This is a genomic window from Pseudomonas sp. P106(2024) (genome assembly GCF_057480815.1).
Window position 1 is genome coordinate 50,774 of record NZ_JBLIYU010000016.1, and the last position, 16,823, is coordinate 67,596.

A 16,823-nucleotide genomic window follows, 5' to 3' on the forward strand; every position below is an offset into this window, starting at 1 on the left:
CCCCCGACTTCCCGGTCCGACAAGCCAGCCCCGCCTTGGGAGTTTCAGGTACCAATGCGGGGACCGGTGGCCAGATTTTTACTCAAGGCGTCTTGAGGTCCAGCACCAGATCCTTCGCCGCCTTGGTCGCGAGCACGCTCATCAGTTTGCCCATCTCGTCCTGACGCCCAAGCCCAGCGTCGGAGCCTCCCATCATCACGCTGGGCACCGGCGCCTGGTCTGCTGCGTTGGCGTGGGTCATCTGGCCCGCTTCGTTGTAGAAGAACACTTCGTTGAACACGGCAGCGATGGCGCCGAGGGTGAGCCCGTTCAGGCGTGCAGCCGAACCTGAGCGGGCGGTTCACGATGTTCTTCAGTGTCCGCTGCGCAACATCTCCTTGGGCACATACTTGCCAATCTCATACTTGCCGATCGCCGCCCGGTGCACTTCATCCGGTCCGTCGGCCAGGCGCAGGGTGCGTTGCATCGCATACATGTACGCCAGCGGGAAATCACCGCTCACCCCGGCCCCGCCATGAATCTGGATGGCCCGGTCGATCACCTTCAGCGCAACATTCGGCGCCACCACCTTGATCTGGGCGATCTCGCTGCGCGCCACCTTGTTGCCGACGGTGTCCATCATGTAGGCGGCCTTGAGGGTCAGCAGGCGGGCCATGTCGATCTCCATCCGCGAGTCGGCGATCTTGTCGACGTTGCCGCCCAGCCGCGCCAGGGGCCGGCCGAAGGCGGTGCGCTCGACCGAGCGCTTGCACATCAGCTCCAGGGCGCGTTCGGCCATGCCGATCGAGCGCATGCAGTGGTGGATCCGGCCTGGGCCGAGGCGGCCCTGGGCGATTTCGAAGCCGCGGCCCTCACCCAGGAGCACGTTTTCATAAGGCACGCGCACGTTCTCGAACAGTACCTCGGCATGGCCGTGGGGCGCGTCGTCGTAGCCGAACACCGGCAGCGGGCGGACGATCTTCACCCCGGGCGCGTCGGTGGGCACCAGGATCATCGAGTGCTGCTGGTGGCGCTGGGCGTCCGGGTTGGACAGGCCCATGAAGATCATCACCTTGCAGCGCGGGTCGCAGGCGCCGGAGGTCCACCACTTGCGGCCATTGATCACCCATTCGTCACCGTCGCGCACGGCGGTGGCGGCCATGTTGGTGGCGTCCGAGGAGGCCACGTCCGGCTCGGTCATGGCGAACGCCGAGCGGATCTCGCCGCGCAGCAGCGGCTCGAGCCACTGGCGTTTCTGCGCCTCGCTGCCGTAGCGCACCAGCACTTCCATGTTGCCGGTATCCGGCGCCGAGCAGTTGAACGGCTCGGGCCCCAGCAGCGAGCGGCCCATGATCTCGGCCAGTGGCGCGTATTCGAGGTTGGTCAGCCCTGCGCCGTACTCCGATTCCGGCAGGAACAGGTTCCACAGCCCCTCGGCGCGGGCCTTGGCCTTGAGTTCCTCGACGATCGCGGTGGGCTGCCAGCGGTCGCCCTCGGCGACCTGGCGCTCGAACACCGGCTCGGCCGGGTAGACGTATGCATCCATGAATGCGCTGACGCGCTCGCGCAGTGCCTGGACCTTGGGCGAATAGGCGAAATCCATCGGGGCTACCTTCAGTCAATGAAGAACATGGGCCTGAGCCTAGAACAGCCACCCTTCATCCACCTAGTCTATTTTCTACGTGTATAAACATTCATAACCAATATATGATCACCCGATAATTCCAACAAAGAGCGGCGCCCATGAACCTCAGCAAGGTCGACCTCAACCTGTTCATCGTCTTCGACGCCATCTACACCGAAGCCAACCTGACCCGCGCCGGGCAGATCGTCGGCATCACCCAGCCGGCGGTGTCCAACGCCCTGTCGCGCCTGCGCGAGACCTTCAACGATCCGCTGTTCGTGCGCACCGCCCAGGGCATGGTGCCCACGCCCATGGCGCAGAACATCATCGGCCCGGTGCGCAACGCGTTGTCGCTGCTGCGCACCTCGGTGCAGGAAAGCCGCATCTTCACCCCGCTGCAGGCCAGCAAGACTTTTCGCATCAGCATGACCGACCTCACCGAGGCGGTGATCCTGCCGCCGTTGTTCCAGCGCCTGCGCCGCCTGGCCCCGGCACTGGTGATCGAGAGCTTCCTGTGCAAGCGCCGCGAGACCACCAAGGAACTGGCCGCCGGGCGCCTGGACTTCGCCGTCGACGCGCCGCTGAATACCGACCCACAAGTGCGCCACGTCAAGCTGATGCAGGACCGCTACGTCTGCGCCATGCGCCCCGGCCATCCGCAGGCCGACGGCAAGCTGACCCTGGACAGCTACCTGGCCATGACCCACATCCATATTTCCAGCCGCCGCAACGGCTTGGGCTATGTCGACCTGGCCCTGGGCAAGATGGGCGTGCAGCGCCGTGTCGCGCTGCGCTCGCAGCACTACCTGATGGCTTCGCAGGTGCTGCAGCAGACCGACATGGTCATGACCGTGCCCGAGCGCTTCGCCCGCCGTCATCAGCTGCGTCACCAGCCGCTGCCGGTGGAGGTGCCGGCGCTGGAGACCCACCTGTACTGGCACGAAAGCACCGACCAGGACCCGGCCAACCGCTGGATGCGCGAGCAGATCATCGAGCTGTGCGAGCGGGTGGTGGCCCAGGATGAGCAGGAGCAGGCGGATTCGTCCATGGCCTCGGCCTGAGTCGCCTACACTGTGGGGGATTGCCTCTGAACCCGGGAGCCACTCATGGACGACCACCAACACGGCAAGCCACCGACCTTCTGGCAGATGCTGCAAAGCATCCTCGCCGCCGCCTTCGGCGTGCAGAGCGGCAAGAACCGCGCGCGCGACTTCACCTACGGCAAGGCCAGCCATTTCATCGTGATGGGAACGCTGTTCACGCTGATCTTCATCTTCGTGCTGATTGGCCTGGTGCAGCTGGCGCTGCACCTGACGGCGCGCTAGCCGCGCCAGGGCCAGCCCCTGCACAAGGCCGCTCCTACAGGGGGTATGCATTAGCTGGCCCAAACGCAACCCGCCCGCGGATATCCCTTCCGCGGGCGGTTCAGGTGTTACTCACGGTCTCGAGCAGTTTTGCGCTACTGGCTACTGATGGCTGACCCAATACACCGCAGTGACCACCACCAGCACGATCAGACACAGGATCGCCCAAGCATCGACACTGCTGTCAGCTTTGCGGACCTTGGTAGAGTTTCCCATTGCATTGCCTCTTGTAGTGGTTATGGGAATGCACTTCACAAGCAGCAGTTAAGTCCAGCAATGCCCTTCCCTCAAGCAGGGGTTTTCAGTAGTCGACGGGTGACGTGAGAAAGGGGTAGCGAAAGTCCGTCGGCCTGCCCTCGGCACTGAAGCGGTGGAAGTCGATGCCGTGGTTGTCCTGTTCCAGCAGCTTGAGCCAGCGCCGGGCCTTGTCCGCGTCGATCAGTTGCAAGGCCGGCACGCTATGTTCCCGCTGGCCGTCGCGCCCCACTGCCAACCCCTGGGCATCATCATGCAACATGACCATGGCCCAGCCGCCGAGGGTGAAATGCCCGCCCATCAGCACGCTCAGACGCCCGTCGATCCGCGCCCGCAGGGCCTCGGGCGAGCTGTTGACCGCGCTGAACAGGGCATCGCGCCCCGGCACCTTGCCCAGGGCCTCGAACGCTTGCATGGCGCCGAACGCCATCTGGTCGTTGGCCGACCACACCAGGCGCGTGTCGGGGTAGCGCTCCAGCAGCATCTGCGCCTGCTCGAAGGCGCGTTCGCGGCGCCAGCCGCCATACACCACCTGGCGCAGGCGCACCTGGGGGGACTCCGCCAGCGCCCGGCGCATGCCCTGCACCCGCAATTGCGAGGCGGGCGTGGTCTTTATCCCGGCGAAGGCCAGCAGGTCAACCGGCCCTGCGTCAGTCGGCACCTGCGCCACCATCGCCTTGAGCATCTGGTAACCGGCCGCCTCGTCGTTGCTGACCAGGGTGCCGAGCACTTCAGGATACTTGTCGGGCTGTGCCTGGACGCTGTGCGCCTGGCTGTCGGTGAGGCCGTTGTTGACCAGAAAGAGCTTGACCCCGGTGCCCCGTGACAGGCGGATGATCTCTGGCGCGACATACTGCTCGTTGACCAGCACCAGGTAGTCCGGGCGCTGCGGTCCTTGCAGCACTTCGCGGGCCTGGGTCAGCGCGAGGTCGGCACGGCGCTCGCTGTACTGCACGCGCAAGGCCATGCCCAGGTCCTGGGCGGCGGCCTGCATGAAGCGCGAATAATCGACCCAGAACGTCTCATTGGAATAGCCCGGGTTGAGGAACACCACGGACGCTGCCTGTGCGCTCGCTGCCAGTGGCAGGCTCAGGCACAGGCTCTGGCACAAGGCCTTGAGCATGCTGATACTTCCCTGCGGAGCAAACCCCGGATTATAGCGCCGCGATGTACCGGCGCGGACAAATGCCAGTCAGTCTCACTTAGTCCAAATGGTTCTTTTCATATGCAAAAACATCACTTTAGCGCATAAACCCACTCTGCTATCGTGCCTCGGCTCCGACCTGGAGTGCGCGGCCGTGCGCGCGATTAGCTGCATGCTAGCCTGAGACAGGACTTATATGTACGTATACGACGAGTACGATCAGCGGATCATCGAGGACCGCGTCAAGCAGTTCCGTGATCAGACCCGCCGCTACCTGGCCGGTGAGCTGAGCGAAGAAGAATTCCGCCCTCTGCGCCTGCAGAACGGCCTGTATATCCAACGTTTCGCGCCGATGCTGCGTGTCGCCGTGCCCTATGGCCAGCTGAACGCCCGCCAGGCCCGCATGCTGGCGAAGATCGCCCGCGACTACGACAAGGGTTACGCGCACATCAGCACCCGCCAGAACGTGCAGTACAACTGGCCGGCGCTGGAAGACATCCCGGAAATCCTGGCTGAACTGGCCACCGTGCAGATGCACGCGATCCAGACCAGCGGCAACTGCCTGCGCAACGTCACCACCGACCAGTTCGCCGGTGTCGCCGCCGACGAGCTGGTGGATCCGCGCCCGTGGTGCGAGATCGTCCGCCAGTGGACCACCTTCCACCCGGAATTCGCCTACCTGCCGCGCAAGTTCAAGATTGCCGTGAACGGCTCCAGCGACGACCGCGCCGCCATCGAAGTGCACGACATCGGCCTGGAGCCGGTGCGCAACGCCGCCGGTGAGCTGGGCTTCCGCGTGCTGGTCGGCGGCGGCCTGGGCCGCACCCCGGTGATCGGCTCGTTCATCAACGAGTTCCTGCCCTGGCAGGACCTGCTCAGCTACCTGGATGCCATCCTGCGCGTGTACAACCGTTACGGCCGCCGTGACAACAAGTACAAGGCGCGAATCAAGATCCTGGTCAAGGCCCTCACCCCGGAAGTGTTCGCCGAGAAGGTCGAGGCCGAGATGGCCCACCTGCGCGGTGGCAGCACCACCCTGACCGAGGACGAGGTGCAGCGCGTTGCCCGCCACTTCGTCGACCCCGAGTACCTGGCCCTCGACAACGTCGACTACAGCGCCCTGGACGCCGAGCACCCAGGCTTCGCCCGCTGGCGCTCGCGCAACACCCGCGCGCACAAGAAGCCGGGCTACGTCGCCGTGACCCTGTCGCTCAAGCCCACCGGCGTCGCCCCGGGCGACCTGACCGACAAGCAGCTCGACGCCGTCGCGGACTTCGCCGAGCGCTACAGCTTCGGTTTCCTGCGCACCTCCCACGAGCAGAACATCATCCTCGCCGACGTCGAGCAGCGCCAGCTGCACGCGCTGTGGCTGGAACTGCGCGAGCAAGGCTTCGCCACCCCGAACATTGGCCTGCTGACCGACATCATCTGCTGCCCGGGCGGGGATTTCTGCTCGCTGGCCAACGCCAAGTCGATCCCGATCGCCGAGTCCATCCAGCGCCGCTTCGACGACCTGGACTACCTGTTCGACATCGGCGAGCTCGACCTGAACATCTCCGGCTGCATGAACGCCTGCGGCCACCACCACGTCGGCCACATCGGCATCCTTGGCGTGGACAAGAAGGGCGAGGAGTTCTACCAGGTCTCGCTGGGTGGCAATGCCGCACGCGACGCGAGCCTGGGCAAGATCCTCGGCCCCTCCTTCGCCCAGGACGACATGGCCGACGTGATCGAGAAGCTGATCAATGTGTACGTCGAGCAGCGCACCGAAGACGAGCGCTTCATCGACACCTACCAGCGGATCGGCATCGACCCCTTCAAGGAACGCGTCTATGCAGCGAATCATTAAGAACAACCAGATCGTCGACGAAACCTGGCACCTGCTGCCCAAGGACGTCTCGATCGACGAGCTGACCAACTGCGACGACTACATCGTGCCGCTGCAGCTGTGGCGTGACCATCCGAGCCTGCTCAAGGCCCGCGACGGCGGCCTGGGCATCTGGCTGGACAGCGACGAGGAAGCCGAGGAAATCGGCGAAGACGTCGAGCACTTCCAGGTCATCGCTCTGAACTTCCCGGCCTTCACCGACGGGCGCAACTACTCCAACGCGCGCCTGCTGCGTGACCGCTACAAGTTCAAGGGCGAGCTGCGCGCCATCGGCGACGTGCTGCGCGACCAGCTGTTCTACATGGCCCGCTGTGGCTTCGACGCGTTCGCCATCCGTGCCGACAAGGACCCGGAAGACGCGCTGCAGAGCCTGAAGGACTTCTCGGTGACCTACCAGGGCGCCACTGACGAGCCGCTGCCGCTGTTCCGCCGCCGCTGATCGCTCCTGGCCCTACGCAACAGCCCGCCAATCGGCGGGCTGTTGCGTTTGGGGCCGACCGTGCTTTAGCGCAACGGCACGTAGATATCGGTCTGCCACTGCTCCAGCGGCGTCTGCGGGTAGATGCTCAGGTAATGGAAGAACAACGGATGATCGCGCAATTCCTCGCCACTGGCCGGCAGCCAGTCGCGGTAGAGCGGATAGATCGTCTCGCCGATATGGTCCGGCGAGCCGACATGCCGCACCACCGCGCAGCGTCCGGCGGGCAGGCTCGACTCCCGCACGCCCTGGGCGTTCGGCGCCACCGCCTCGTGGATTTCCCCGCAGATGGCGAAGCGGAAGTCTTCCGGCGCCGTGGTGTCCGGGTTGTTGTAGGGAATGCCGAAGCTGCGGCTGCTGGCCACGGGCGACTGCCCGCTGCTCATGCGCCAGTCGATGAAGTGGCGCACGGTCTCGCTGACCCGATTGGCCGGCCCACGGTGCTCGAGCGCCGCAAGGCGCACGGCGGCGAAATCGACGATTCGTACCTGCATGGTGATGCTCCTGGAAAAATGAGGAATGGCAAACACCGTATTCCATACCTGCCAGTCAGGCCGGCGGCGGAACGCGCTGGGCGCATGCCCGAAGGCCCGGCGGAACGCCCGGCTGAACGCTTCCGGGCTTTCGAAGCCCGCCTCCAGCGCCACCGCCAGCACCGAGTGGCCTGGCTGGCCGAGCAGCCGCTGGGCCGCGCGACGCAGTCGCATCAGTTGCACGTAGCGGGCAACCGGCACGCCCACATAGGCGCTGAACTGGCGATGGAAGTGGAACACCGAAAAGTGCGCCACCGCGCTCAGGGCCTCCACCGACAGGTCGCCTTCCAGGTTGTCCTGGATATAGGCGAGCACGGCGTCGAAGCGGGTCTTGTAATGAACGTTGACGGGCAAGGTCAGTGTGCTCCTGGAAATACGGCAGGCCACAGCTTCGTCGATCCGCGCTCGGGCCTGCCTAGCCGCATTTGCTCAATCACAACCACCTGCAGGTTTGCCATGATGCCGGATGCATCCCCCTGCTTGATACCCCTATTGCCTAGCCACCAATCACAACCCACCCTCCCATTCATGACTCCAAGTCAAAGGACCTTGACTCACCGGCGTCTTAATCAATCCCGCCGAACGGCGCAAACTGCGCTCACTCGTTCGAACCCGCACCCCACTGTCCGGGCTTCGATCCCCTCACTCGACAGGAGCAGATCCATGAGCATTCCTTCCTTCGGCCTGGGCACCTTCCGCCTCACCGGCCAGGCCGTCATCGATTCGGTCAAGTCGGCGCTGGAGCTGGGCTACCGCGCCATCGACACCGCGCAGATCTACAAGAACGAGGCCGAAGTCGGCCAAGCCATTGCCGAAAGCGGTGTGCCGCGCGACCAGCTGTTCATCACCACCAAGATCTGGGTCGACCACTACGCCGCCGACAAGCTCATCCCCAGCCTGCGCGAGAGCCTGGCCAAGCTGCGCACCGACCATGTCGACCTGCTGCTGATCCACTGGCCGGCACCAGGCAACGGCGTCGAGCTGCCCGAATACATGCAGGCCCTGGCCGAGGCCAAGCACCAGGGTCTTACCCGCCAGATCGGCATCTCCAACTTCAACATCGAGCTGACCCGCCAGGCCATCGCCGTGGTCGGCCAGGGCGAGATCGCCACCAACCAGATCGAGCTCAGCCCGTACCTGCAGAACCGCAAGCTGACTGCCTTCCTCCAGGAGCAGGGCATCACCACCACCTCCTACATGACCCTGGCCTACGGCAAGGTGCTGAAGGATCCGCTGCTGGCGCAGATCGCCGCCAAGCACAAGGCCACCGTGGCCCAGGTGGCCCTGGCCTGGGCCTTGCAACTGGGCTACGCGGTGATCCCGTCGTCCACCAAGCGTGAGAACCTGGCCAGCAACCTGCTTGCCCAAAGCCTGCGCCTGGACGCCGACGACATGGCGCGCATCGCCACCCTGGAACGCAACGGCCGCGAAGTCAGCCCGGACGGCCTGGCGCCGAACTGGGACTGATCTGCACCGGGCATGGAAGCCCACCCCCGTTCTCAACCGCTTTTTCGGAGCTCCCAATGAGCACGCTTTCCCCCAAACGGGTGCTGTTCGCCCTGGCCATCGGCGCCTTCGGCATCGGCACCACCGAGTTCACGCCCATGGGCCTGTTGCCGGTGATCGCCGATGGTGTCGGCGCCAGCATTCCCAGCGCGGGCATGCTGATCACCGCCTACGCCATCGGCGTGATGGTCGGCGCGCCGATCATGACGTTGCTGTTCAGCCGCTTCGGCAAGCGCGCCGCACTGATGATGCTGATGGGCATCTTCACCCTCGGCAACCTGCTCTCGGCCCTGTCGCCGGACTACTACACCCTGCTCCTTTCACGCCTGATCACCAGCCTCAACCATGGCGCCTTCTTCGGCCTGGGCGCGGTGGTGGCCGCCAGCGTGGTGCCCCGGGACAAGCAGGCCAGTGCCGTGGCCACCATGTTCATGGGCCTGACCATCGCCAATATCGGCGGCGTGCCGGCCGCCACCTGGCTCGGCCAGCAGGTCGGCTGGCGCATGGCCTTCGCTGGCACCGCGGTGCTCGGCGTGCTGGCCATCGCGGCGCTGTGGTACGCCCTGCCCAAGGGCGAGCGCGGCAGCGTGCCCCATGTGCGCAAGGAACTGGCGGTGATTGCCCGCCCCAACGTGCTGCTGGCCATGGCCACCACGGTCCTGGGTGCCGGCGCCATGTTCACCCTGTACACCTATGTCGCCCCGGTGCTGGCCGAACTGACCGGTGCCTCCGACAGTTTCGTCACCCTCGGCCTGGTGCTGATCGGCGTCGGCTTCACCCTCGGCAACAGCCTGGGCGGCAAGCTGGCCGACTGGTCGCTGGACGGCGCCGCGCGGATCTTCCTCGGCGCGCTGGCGGCGATCATGCTGCTGATGCCGCTGGTGCTGGGCAGCCATGTCGGCGCCGCGCTGGCGCTGCTGGTGTGGGGTGTGTTCACCTTCGCCGTGGTGCCGCCGCTGCAGATGCGGGTGATGACCGCCGCCGCCGAGGCGCCGGGGCTGGCCTCATCGATCAACGTGGGTGCGTTCAACCTGGGCAATGCCGTCGGCGCCGCCCTGGGTGGCGCGGTGATCAGCCTGGACCTGGGCTATGCGGCGGTGCCAATGGCCGGTGGCCTGCTGGCCGCGACCGGCTTGCTGCTGGTGTGGCTGGGCGGGCGCGGCAAGGCCAGCGACCAGGCATTGGGCAGCACTGCCTGATCGCTGTCGCCGCAGCGGGTCGGCTCCGCTATCACTCATACCCTGGGTGATGCGTGCAGGCCCGGCTCGCGACGGCGGCAGTGATTGCTTAAGCCCGACGCTTTACCTAGGCTAGTGGCCTTTTCCTCGCAACGAGACAGGGCCATGTCAGAACACGAAACCATCGGCGAAGGCCGTTTCAGCAGCATCGAGAGCCGTGTGCTCGGTTCGCTGATCGAGAAACAGGCCACCAGCCCGGAAACCTACCCCCTGACCCTCAATGCCCTGGTCCTGGCCTGCAACCAGAAGACCAGCCGCGAACCCGTCATGAACCTGACGCCCGGCCAGGTCGGCCAGGCCCTGCGCAACCTGGAAAGCCAGGAGATGGCGCGCCTGCAGATGGGCAGCCGCGCCGACCGCTGGGAGCATAGAGTGGACAAGGCCCTGGAGCTGGTGCCGGCGCAGCTGGTACTGATGGGGCTGATGTTCCTGCGTGGCCCGCAGACCCTCAGCGAGCTGCTGACTCGCAGCAACCGCCTGTACGCCTTCGAGGACGTCGATCAGGTCCAGCACCAGCTCGAGCGCCTGGTCTCGCGCGAGCTGGCCCTGCACCTGCCGCGCCAGGCCGGCCAGCGCGAAGACCGCTACACCCACGCCCTGGGCGACCCGGCCGAGATCGAGGCGATTCTCGCCGCCCGCCAGCAGGACGGCGGCCACCGCTCCACCAGCGCGGCGGACGAGCGCATCGAGGCGCTGGAAGCCCGAGTGGCGGCGCTGGAAGCACGCCTGGCCCAACTCGAAGGTTGACTCAGGGCTTTTCGGCATCGGGAAAGTGACGGCAGCTCTTGCGTTCGGCCAGCTCCCGCTCACTGGGGCGCTGGTCGACGAACACGGTGCGGCCGTCGGCGTAGATTTCCAGGTAGCCCCAGTGCAGGTCCTGCTCGGTCTGCCCGGGCTTGGGCGGGACGAGCCACCAGGGTTCGCGGCTGATCAGGGTCATGAGTGGGCTCCAGTGGGGCTGGGGGTCGCTTGTGCGGTAACTATAGACAGCCAGGCCTGACACTCCCGCCCGGATTGTTCCTCCGAGGACAATTATGAAGTGCCCGGTATACCGATTCTCCCTGCCCTGCGATGGGTCTAATCTCGGTCCTGCAAACCCACTCCCTGCAAGGAACGACCACGATGTCCCGCCCACCACTGCCCCCCTTTACCCGTGAAACCGCCATCGAGAAGGTGCGCCTGGCCGAAGACGGCTGGAACAGCCGCGACGCCGCCAAGGTGGCCCTGGCCTATACCCTCGACACCCACTGGCGCAACCGCGCCGAGTTCTGCACCAGCCGCGAAGAGGCCCAGGCCTTCCTCACCCGCAAGTGGAACCGCGAGCTGGAATACCGCCTGATCAAGGAACTCTGGGCCTTCACCGACAACCGCATCGCCGTGCGCTACGCCTACGAGTACCGCGACGACAGCGGCCAGTGGTACCGCGCCTACGGCAACGAGAACTGGGAGTTCGCCGAGGACGGGTTGATGCGCAACCGCCACGCCAGCATCAACGAACAGCCCATCAGCGAGGCCGAGCGCAAGTTCCGCTGGCCGCTGGGGCGCCGCCCGGACGATCATCCGGGGCTGAGCGAGTTCGGTTTCTGAACAGTGACGCCGGATTTGCGGGGCCGCTCAACGGCCCCGAACAACCGGCGGGCACATAGCGGGATTACCGAGCAGACGAGACAGGTCGTACGCAGCCTCCAGAACTTTTTCCGTTTTCCCGGTCTATTGGGTGAGTGCGCTCCACGGTTGTTCCAGCAACCACCGAACGCACCTTCAATTGCCAATCAGAGGTTGTCTTCACTCATGAACTTCCCTGCCCCATGCCTGCTGCTCGTTGGCCTGTTCGCACTTGTGGCCGCAGGCTCGGCATCCGCCGCCCCCATGAAGACTTCGACACCTCCCGCCCACAGCCTCGACCTGGCGGACCGCCAGGCCAGCGAACGCCCTTGGCCAAGCCTGGCCAGCACGCCGTCCGCACCGCTGCTGGCCCACGACGAACGCTACCGGCACGACGAACGCTGGCATGACCACCGCGACGACTGGCGTCGGGAACAGTGGCGGCGAGAACAATGGCGCCGGGAACAGCACCGTCGGGAAATGCAACGGCAACGCTACTGGGAGCGCCATCACGAGCGTGCCCTGCATCATCGCTATGATGACGACCACCGCTACTATCGTCGCTGAACAGTTCACAGGCTGCCTGCCTCGGGCAGGCAGTACCTTCGCCTCTCTCTCCTGAACCACACCCCTGCCATCGCGCAGACGGGCTTGCTATTCACATATGGGAATCCGCATATTCGGCCTTCCACATGTATAGACCATCATCATGCTCACGCCCCGAGGTATTCAAATGCCTCGCCGACGAGACCATCGGTGCCCTGTCGATCCAGGCCAGCGATGCCCAAGGCCTGGTGCGCGAAGCGATGATCTACGCCAATGTCATCGGCTGCGACCTGGGGCCCAAGCCCCCCCATCGGCAGCCTCGCCACCCTGCTCTGGCTGCACGTACTGGAGCGCAAGGGCATGTGCGTCACCTGGGGCGACTACTTCAAGGTCGGCATCCTGAACGCCGGAGAAAGCCTGTAGGCGCTCAAAAGCACCTGGCCTCATCGGTTCGCTCAACTACCGTGGGCTGATCATCTTCGGCCCACTGGACGAGTAGCCAGAATCGCCCTAGCATCGGCGCCCCCACGGCCTCACTCACGGACGATCATGCCCTCCGCCACCCGCCTGCTTGCCCTGTTCGCCCTGTCCACCCTGGTCAGCGCCTGCAGTATCAATGGCACCTACATCGACAGCACCCGCCCTGATGCAGCCAAGCTGCGCTACATCTCGGGCAATGGCAGCGCCACCCTCGACCTGTTCGACAGCGCGCGCTGTGAAGGCCGGACCAGCGGCATCCTCAACAATCTGTTCGTGCCCGACTCTCGCCGACGGGCCGACATGAGCGTGCCGCCGCCGGCAAACAGCAACAGTTACTACGAGATCCGCCTCGAACCCGGTCAGCCGATACATGTTCGCGCCAACACCCAGAGCGCCAACACGGTCTGCTCGGCCTCGTTCACCCTGACACCGCAGGCAGGCTCCGAATATGAACTGCGCTTCGACCAGTCGCCTGGCTACTGCCAGGCAACGCTGGTGCGCCTGCAACGGGTCGAGGGCAAGGACCAACGCCAGCCCTATCCGATGATCGACACCATCCCGAGCGCCTGCTGGGGTACCTCGGCGTTATTCCCGAAACAACCCACACCGCTGCCCGACACCGCCCGGCGCACCGCGTTGATCGACAGCATCATCCGCGACAGCGTCACCCCGGAGATGGAGCAATTGACCACGTTGCGCAAAGCCGTCGCCCTGACTCGGCAAGCCTCCCCCGAAGTCCAGGTAGCAGCGCGCAAGCGGGAACTGGGCCTCGATCTGCCAGAGGCCTACTGGCAGCAGTACCAGCAGAACCTGCAAACCTTCGCCGAGGCGCTCGCCAACCTCAAGGCACGCACGCTGGAACGCTACGACGCCGACAGCCGCGCCTACCTGCGCAGCGTGCGCGACGAGCAGTTGCAGGTCTGGGCCGGTGGCACCAACGATGCGCGCCTGCCGAGCAAGGCCCAGCGCATGCGCGACATGGCCTACTACTACAACTATGTCCTGCAGGAGACGATCGCGCAGATCAGCCTCGAACACTTGCGCAACATGGCTGAACTGGATCAACGCGAAGGGGTTTGCAAGCGCTTCGCCGGATGCTGGAAACTCTAGGCCGTCACCGAGCGACGGTCTGCCCCATGCTATCGGGGCATGACGGTCACGGTCTGCGACCCGGACCTGGCAGGGGCGCTGAAGCTGCCGACGGTTTGCTTGTCCGCAGGTAGTGTGCCGCGCCCCCGAGCCTGTGTATGCTGCACGGGCGCGGCGAGCGGCCCCCGGCGGCTTGCAGGACCTCGCGCGGCCGCCCTGCGTGATCGGACCATGACCGGGCTACCCGTTTCGGACACTTCTGCCCTATGCCCGTCGATCTGCAAGCGCTCTACCCCAGGCTGATCCACCTGATGCTGGACACCGTGTTCGTGGTCGACCGGGACGACACCATCGCATTCGTGAGCAACGCCTGCGAGGCCTTGCTCGGCTACCGCGCCGACGAACTGACCGGCACCCCGATCACCCGCTACATGCACCCGGATGACCTGGAAACCACCCGCGCCTCGATCGCCCGGGTCATGGACGGCACCCCGCACTTCGACTTTCGCAACCGCTATGTACGCAAGGATGGCGAGATCGTGCATATCCTCTGGGCGGCCTTCTGGTCCGACGAGGTGGGCGCGCGGATCGGCGTCGCCCGCAACATCACAGCCCTCACCCAGGCCGAGCAGGAACTGCGCTTTCTCGCCCATCATGACCCGCTGACCAAGCTGACCAACCGCTCGCTGTTCAACGACCGCCTGGCCACCGCCCTGCGCGCCGCCCGCCAGCAGCAGCGCCGGCTGGCCCTGCTGTTCCTCGACGTCAACGACTTCAAGGGTATCAACGATGTACACGGTCACGCGGCCGGCGACCGCGTGCTGTGCACCATCGCCCGACGCCTGCAGGACAGCGTGCAGGAAGCGGACACCGTGGCGCGGATCGGCGGCGACGAGTTCATCGTGCTGCTGACCGATGTACCGTCGGAGGACGCCGTGTACGAGGTGGTCGAGCAGATCGCCATGGTCATGGAGGAGCCGCTCGGCGCCGAGTTCGGCGACGTCAGGATGCCGTCCTGCAGCATCGGCGTGGCCTGCTACCCCACCGATGGCGAGGATGCCGACACCCTGCTCAGCCATGCCGATGGCGAGATGTACCGCAAGAAGCGGCGGCGGGCGCGGGTGGGGTGATGGCCAGGTGTTATCTGGTCTTGCCCGCGATGTGGCCCGCACACTTGCTCAGCCCTTCCAGGCTTCCACCACCACCCGCGTCGCCGCCGCGATCGTCTCGCTGTTCCACGGCGCATCCTGTTTCGTGCCACGGCTGAACACCACCAGGATCCACGGCGCCCGGCCCTTGGGCCAGATGACCGCGACATCGTTGGCCACGCCATAGTCGCCCGAACCGGTCTTTTCGCCCACCACCCAGTCCTTCGGCAGCCCGGCGCGAATACGGGCATCACCCGTGGTGTTGCCCTTGAGCCAGGCCTGCAGCTGTTGTTGCGCGCCGGCGGGCAGGCCATCGGTGAGCAGCAGGCGCTGCAAGGTCACGCCCATGGCCAGGGGCGTCGTGGTGTCACGCGGATCGCCCGGCAAAGCGGTGTTCAGCGTCGGCTCGTTGCGATCGAGGCGGAAGGTCGGATCGCCCAGGCCACGGACGAACGCCGTCAGCCCGGGCGGGCCACCGACCAGCTCGAGCAGCAGGTTGCCAGCAGTGTTGTCGCTGTACTGCACGGCGGCGGCGCACAGTTCGGCGACGGTCATGCCGGGCCCGACATGCTTTTCGGTGACCGGCGAATAGACCACCAACTGCTCGGCGCCATAGGCGATGCGCCGCGCCAGCAAGCCCGGCTCGGCCTCGTTGCGGTGCAGGACGGCACCGGCGAGGACGGCCTTGAAGGTGCTGCAGAAGGCGAAGCGCTCTTCGCCGCGCCAGGCCAGCTGCCGACCGCTGCCGGTGTCCAGGGCCCACAGGCCGATGGTACTGCCGCTGGCCGCCTCGAGCTGTTGCATCGCCTGACGCAGCGGATCGTGCGCCCAGGCGGGCAAGGTCAACAGGGCCGAGCAGCCGAGCGCGCCCTGGAGCACGCGGCGGCGGCTGAGGGTTGAAATCATGCAGGCATCCCTTGTGAAAATAAGCAAAACGCGAAGGCTAGAACGTTTTAGCACCCGAGCCAAGCACCTCCTTACCGCTCCGGCAGGCGAGCATAGGCCGTGGGCAAGCGGATTCTTTTCGCGCCACTGCCCTGGCCACCCTTGCGTTGACCGGCAAAAGGCAGGACAGTAACCGGGTGTTCCCGCAATGAAACGGAGATTCGCCTTGACTACCGATCGCCTGAGCCTGCTCCAGTTCGAGCAACTCAGCCTGAAGCCCGCCGCCGCCAGCCAGTTCGCCCTCTCGCTGAAGGAGCTCGAACAGCTGACACTCCCCGAGCGCTACGCCTATCGTGCAGCCCACTACCTGGGCGACATGGCCGAGGCAGAGAACAACCAGCAGCTGGCTGTCGCCAAGGACCAGGGCATCGGTTTCACCCAGGGCCTGCTCACTGCAGCGGCCATCGAAGATGCCCTGGCGAAAAGGCTGATCGAGGTCTTCAATAACGCGAGCGAGCGCGCCTCAAAGCTGCTGCCACAGTAACGGTAGTTGCCTTCCCGAGCCCGGCGCCTGTCCGGGCTCATACCTGATCCTGCCGTACCAGCTTCTGCGTCTCGCCTGGCCATCGTCCAAGGAGTCCACATGCCACTGGTACGCATCGATATCAAGCGCCACCCCGACCCTAACCATCTGCGCACACTCGGCCAGATCGTCTACGCCTGCATGCGGCGCACGATCAATGTGCCCGAACACGACAATTTCCAGATCCTGACCGAACACGACGGCGACGGCCTGGTGAGCGACCCACAGTACCTGGGCATCCAACGCTCCGACGGCCAGGTGTTCATCCAGATCACCCTCAACGAAGGCCGCACCCTGGAGCAGAAGAAGGCGCTGTACCAGGCCATCGCCGAAGGTTTCGAGCACGATGCCGGGGTGCGACCGCAGGACGTGTTCATCAACCTGGTCGAGGTGCGCAAGGAGAACTGGTCGTTCGGCAACGGTATCGCCCAGTACGCCAGTTGATGTAAGGCCGCGCCCGGACAACGGCAAGGACAAT

18 protein-coding genes and 2 pseudogenes are annotated in these 16,823 nt (G+C 65.4%); 14 read left to right on the forward strand and 6 right to left on the reverse strand.

Annotation, left to right across the window (positions count from 1 at the left end; genetic code table 11):
• Positions 1-82 precede the first annotated feature (82 nt).
• Positions 83-232 (reverse strand): annotated as a pseudogene (locus AC25M7_RS21350) (SPFH domain-containing protein); the annotation flags it as partial.
• A 120-nt stretch (positions 233-352) separates the two neighbouring features.
• Positions 353-1,582, reverse strand: coding sequence for an acyl-CoA dehydrogenase (locus AC25M7_RS21355; protein ID WP_486971437.1), 1,230 nt, complete (start codon positions 1,580-1,582; stop codon positions 353-355).
• Between the two features lie 140 nt (positions 1,583-1,722).
• On the opposite strand from AC25M7_RS21355, the gene AC25M7_RS21360 reads away from it, so the two are divergent.
• Together AC25M7_RS21360 and AC25M7_RS21365 are read left to right on the forward strand one after the other, a co-directional pair.
• Entirely contained in the window at positions 1,723-2,664 is a 942-nt protein-coding gene (locus tag AC25M7_RS21360) for a LysR family transcriptional regulator (protein WP_028691447.1), read from the forward strand.
• Positions 2,665-2,709: 45 nt separating this feature from the next.
• The gene (locus AC25M7_RS21365) at positions 2,710-2,928 is read left to right on the forward strand and encodes a DUF2970 domain-containing protein (RefSeq protein WP_028691446.1); all 219 of its coding nucleotides are present in this window, start codon (positions 2,710-2,712) and stop codon (positions 2,926-2,928) included.
• 340 nt (positions 2,929-3,268) lie between these two features.
• Here the strand turns inward: AC25M7_RS21365 and AC25M7_RS21370 are convergent, their stop codons facing one another.
• On the reverse strand, positions 3,269-4,345 hold the full coding sequence (locus AC25M7_RS21370) for an ABC transporter substrate-binding protein (RefSeq protein ID WP_207852323.1): 1,077 nt from the start codon (positions 4,343-4,345) through the stop codon (positions 3,269-3,271).
• Positions 4,346-4,562: 217 nt separating this feature from the next.
• Between AC25M7_RS21370 and AC25M7_RS21375 the strand changes: the two genes are divergently transcribed.
• Together AC25M7_RS21375 and AC25M7_RS21380 are read left to right on the forward strand one after the other, a co-directional pair.
• Positions 4,563-6,215: a nitrite/sulfite reductase gene (locus AC25M7_RS21375; protein WP_062360993.1), complete on the forward strand. Its 1,653-nt coding sequence runs from the start codon at positions 4,563-4,565 to the stop codon at positions 6,213-6,215.
• Entirely contained in the window at positions 6,199-6,693 is a 495-nt protein-coding gene (locus tag AC25M7_RS21380) for a DUF934 domain-containing protein (RefSeq protein WP_028691443.1), read from the forward strand. The genes AC25M7_RS21375 and AC25M7_RS21380 overlap by 17 nt, the downstream gene beginning before the upstream one ends.
• A 65-nt stretch (positions 6,694-6,758) precedes the next feature.
• Here the strand turns inward: AC25M7_RS21380 and AC25M7_RS21385 are convergent, their stop codons facing one another.
• Complete coding sequence (locus tag AC25M7_RS21385) at positions 6,759-7,619, reverse strand: AraC family transcriptional regulator (protein WP_062574440.1); 861 nt, start codon at positions 7,617-7,619, stop codon at positions 6,759-6,761.
• A gap of 309 nt (positions 7,620-7,928) precedes the next feature.
• On the opposite strand from AC25M7_RS21385, the gene dkgB reads away from it, so the two are divergent.
• The 3 genes from dkgB (at position 7,929) to AC25M7_RS21400 (ending at position 10,756) form a co-directional block, all read left to right on the forward strand.
• On the forward strand, positions 7,929-8,732 hold the full coding sequence (dkgB, locus tag AC25M7_RS21390) for a 2,5-didehydrogluconate reductase DkgB (RefSeq protein WP_028691441.1): 804 nt from the start codon (positions 7,929-7,931) through the stop codon (positions 8,730-8,732).
• A 56-nt stretch (positions 8,733-8,788) separates the two neighbouring features.
• On the forward strand, positions 8,789-9,970 hold the full coding sequence (locus AC25M7_RS21395) for an MFS transporter (RefSeq protein WP_036986217.1): 1,182 nt from the start codon (positions 8,789-8,791) through the stop codon (positions 9,968-9,970).
• Between the two features lie 144 nt (positions 9,971-10,114).
• Positions 10,115-10,756 (forward strand): YceH family protein, encoded by a 642-nt coding sequence (locus AC25M7_RS21400; protein ID WP_486971438.1) that lies wholly within the window; start codon positions 10,115-10,117, stop codon positions 10,754-10,756.
• A gap of 1 nt (position 10,757) precedes the next feature.
• Here AC25M7_RS21400 and AC25M7_RS21405 read toward each other — a convergent pair whose 3' ends face one another.
• A complete protein-coding gene (locus AC25M7_RS21405) occupies positions 10,758-10,949 on the reverse strand; it encodes a hypothetical protein (RefSeq protein ID WP_069017408.1) in 192 nt (63 codons plus the stop codon).
• A 182-nt stretch (positions 10,950-11,131) separates the two neighbouring features.
• On the opposite strand from AC25M7_RS21405, the gene AC25M7_RS21410 reads away from it, so the two are divergent.
• From AC25M7_RS21410 to AC25M7_RS21430, 5 genes and pseudogenes are all read left to right on the forward strand, one after another.
• Complete coding sequence (locus tag AC25M7_RS21410; RefSeq protein WP_062360986.1) at positions 11,132-11,596, forward strand: nuclear transport factor 2 family protein; 465 nt, start codon at positions 11,132-11,134, stop codon at positions 11,594-11,596.
• A gap of 204 nt (positions 11,597-11,800) precedes the next feature.
• Entirely contained in the window at positions 11,801-12,181 is a 381-nt protein-coding gene (locus AC25M7_RS21415) for a hypothetical protein (RefSeq protein ID WP_241412460.1), read from the forward strand.
• A gap of 185 nt (positions 12,182-12,366) precedes the next feature.
• Positions 12,367-12,583, forward strand: a pseudogene (locus AC25M7_RS21420) (ArsB/NhaD family transporter); the annotation flags it as partial.
• 126 nt (positions 12,584-12,709) lie between these two features.
• Entirely contained in the window at positions 12,710-13,750 is a 1,041-nt protein-coding gene (locus tag AC25M7_RS21425) for a hypothetical protein (protein ID WP_028691435.1), read from the forward strand.
• Between the two features lie 245 nt (positions 13,751-13,995).
• Positions 13,996-14,859 carry a sensor domain-containing diguanylate cyclase gene (locus AC25M7_RS21430; protein ID WP_028691434.1) on the forward strand — a complete coding sequence of 288 codons (864 nt, stop codon included), beginning with the start codon at positions 13,996-13,998 and terminating at the stop codon, positions 14,857-14,859.
• Positions 14,860-14,907: 48 nt separating this feature from the next.
• On the opposite strand, the gene bla is transcribed toward AC25M7_RS21430, so the two are convergent.
• The gene (gene bla / locus AC25M7_RS21435) at positions 14,908-15,783 is read right to left on the reverse strand and encodes a class A beta-lactamase (protein ID WP_486971439.1); all 876 of its coding nucleotides are present in this window, start codon (positions 15,781-15,783) and stop codon (positions 14,908-14,910) included.
• A 205-nt stretch (positions 15,784-15,988) separates the two neighbouring features.
• On the opposite strand from bla, the gene AC25M7_RS21440 reads away from it, so the two are divergent.
• Positions 15,989-16,306 (forward strand): hypothetical protein, encoded by a 318-nt coding sequence (locus tag AC25M7_RS21440; RefSeq protein WP_084941257.1) that lies wholly within the window; start codon positions 15,989-15,991, stop codon positions 16,304-16,306.
• Between the two features lie 99 nt (positions 16,307-16,405).
• Positions 16,406-16,789 carry a tautomerase family protein gene (locus AC25M7_RS21445; RefSeq protein ID WP_186595299.1) on the forward strand — a complete coding sequence of 128 codons (384 nt, stop codon included), beginning with the start codon at positions 16,406-16,408 and terminating at the stop codon, positions 16,787-16,789.
• Positions 16,790-16,823 lie beyond the last annotated feature (34 nt).

Coding starts and splice junctions, on each gene's coding strand:
- AC25M7_RS21425 (WP_028691435.1), top strand. CDS start 12,710: ATGCCCTCCGCCACCCGCCTGCTTGCCCTGTTCGCCCTGTCCACCCTG.
- AC25M7_RS21380 (WP_028691443.1), top strand. CDS start 6,199: ATGCAGCGAATCATTAAGAACAACCAGATCGTCGACGAAACCTGGCAC.
- AC25M7_RS21405 (WP_069017408.1), bottom strand. CDS start 10,949: ATGACCCTGATCAGCCGCGAACCCTGGTGGCTCGTCCCGCCCAAGCCC.
- AC25M7_RS21375 (WP_062360993.1), top strand. CDS start 4,563: ATGTACGTATACGACGAGTACGATCAGCGGATCATCGAGGACCGCGTC.
- AC25M7_RS21415 (WP_241412460.1), top strand. CDS start 11,801: ATGAACTTCCCTGCCCCATGCCTGCTGCTCGTTGGCCTGTTCGCACTT.
- AC25M7_RS21430 (WP_028691434.1), top strand. CDS start 13,996: ATGCCCGTCGATCTGCAAGCGCTCTACCCCAGGCTGATCCACCTGATG.
- AC25M7_RS21445 (WP_186595299.1), top strand. CDS start 16,406: ATGCCACTGGTACGCATCGATATCAAGCGCCACCCCGACCCTAACCAT.
- AC25M7_RS21400 (WP_486971438.1), top strand. CDS start 10,115: ATGTCAGAACACGAAACCATCGGCGAAGGCCGTTTCAGCAGCATCGAG.
- AC25M7_RS21360 (WP_028691447.1), top strand. CDS start 1,723: ATGAACCTCAGCAAGGTCGACCTCAACCTGTTCATCGTCTTCGACGCC.
- dkgB (WP_028691441.1), top strand. CDS start 7,929: ATGAGCATTCCTTCCTTCGGCCTGGGCACCTTCCGCCTCACCGGCCAG.
- bla (WP_486971439.1), bottom strand. CDS start 15,783: ATGATTTCAACCCTCAGCCGCCGCCGCGTGCTCCAGGGCGCGCTCGGC.
- AC25M7_RS21410 (WP_062360986.1), top strand. CDS start 11,132: ATGTCCCGCCCACCACTGCCCCCCTTTACCCGTGAAACCGCCATCGAG.
- AC25M7_RS21370 (WP_207852323.1), bottom strand. CDS start 4,345: ATGCTCAAGGCCTTGTGCCAGAGCCTGTGCCTGAGCCTGCCACTGGCA.
- AC25M7_RS21365 (WP_028691446.1), top strand. CDS start 2,710: ATGGACGACCACCAACACGGCAAGCCACCGACCTTCTGGCAGATGCTG.
- AC25M7_RS21395 (WP_036986217.1), top strand. CDS start 8,789: ATGAGCACGCTTTCCCCCAAACGGGTGCTGTTCGCCCTGGCCATCGGC.
- AC25M7_RS21355 (WP_486971437.1), bottom strand. CDS start 1,582: ATGGATTTCGCCTATTCGCCCAAGGTCCAGGCACTGCGCGAGCGCGTC.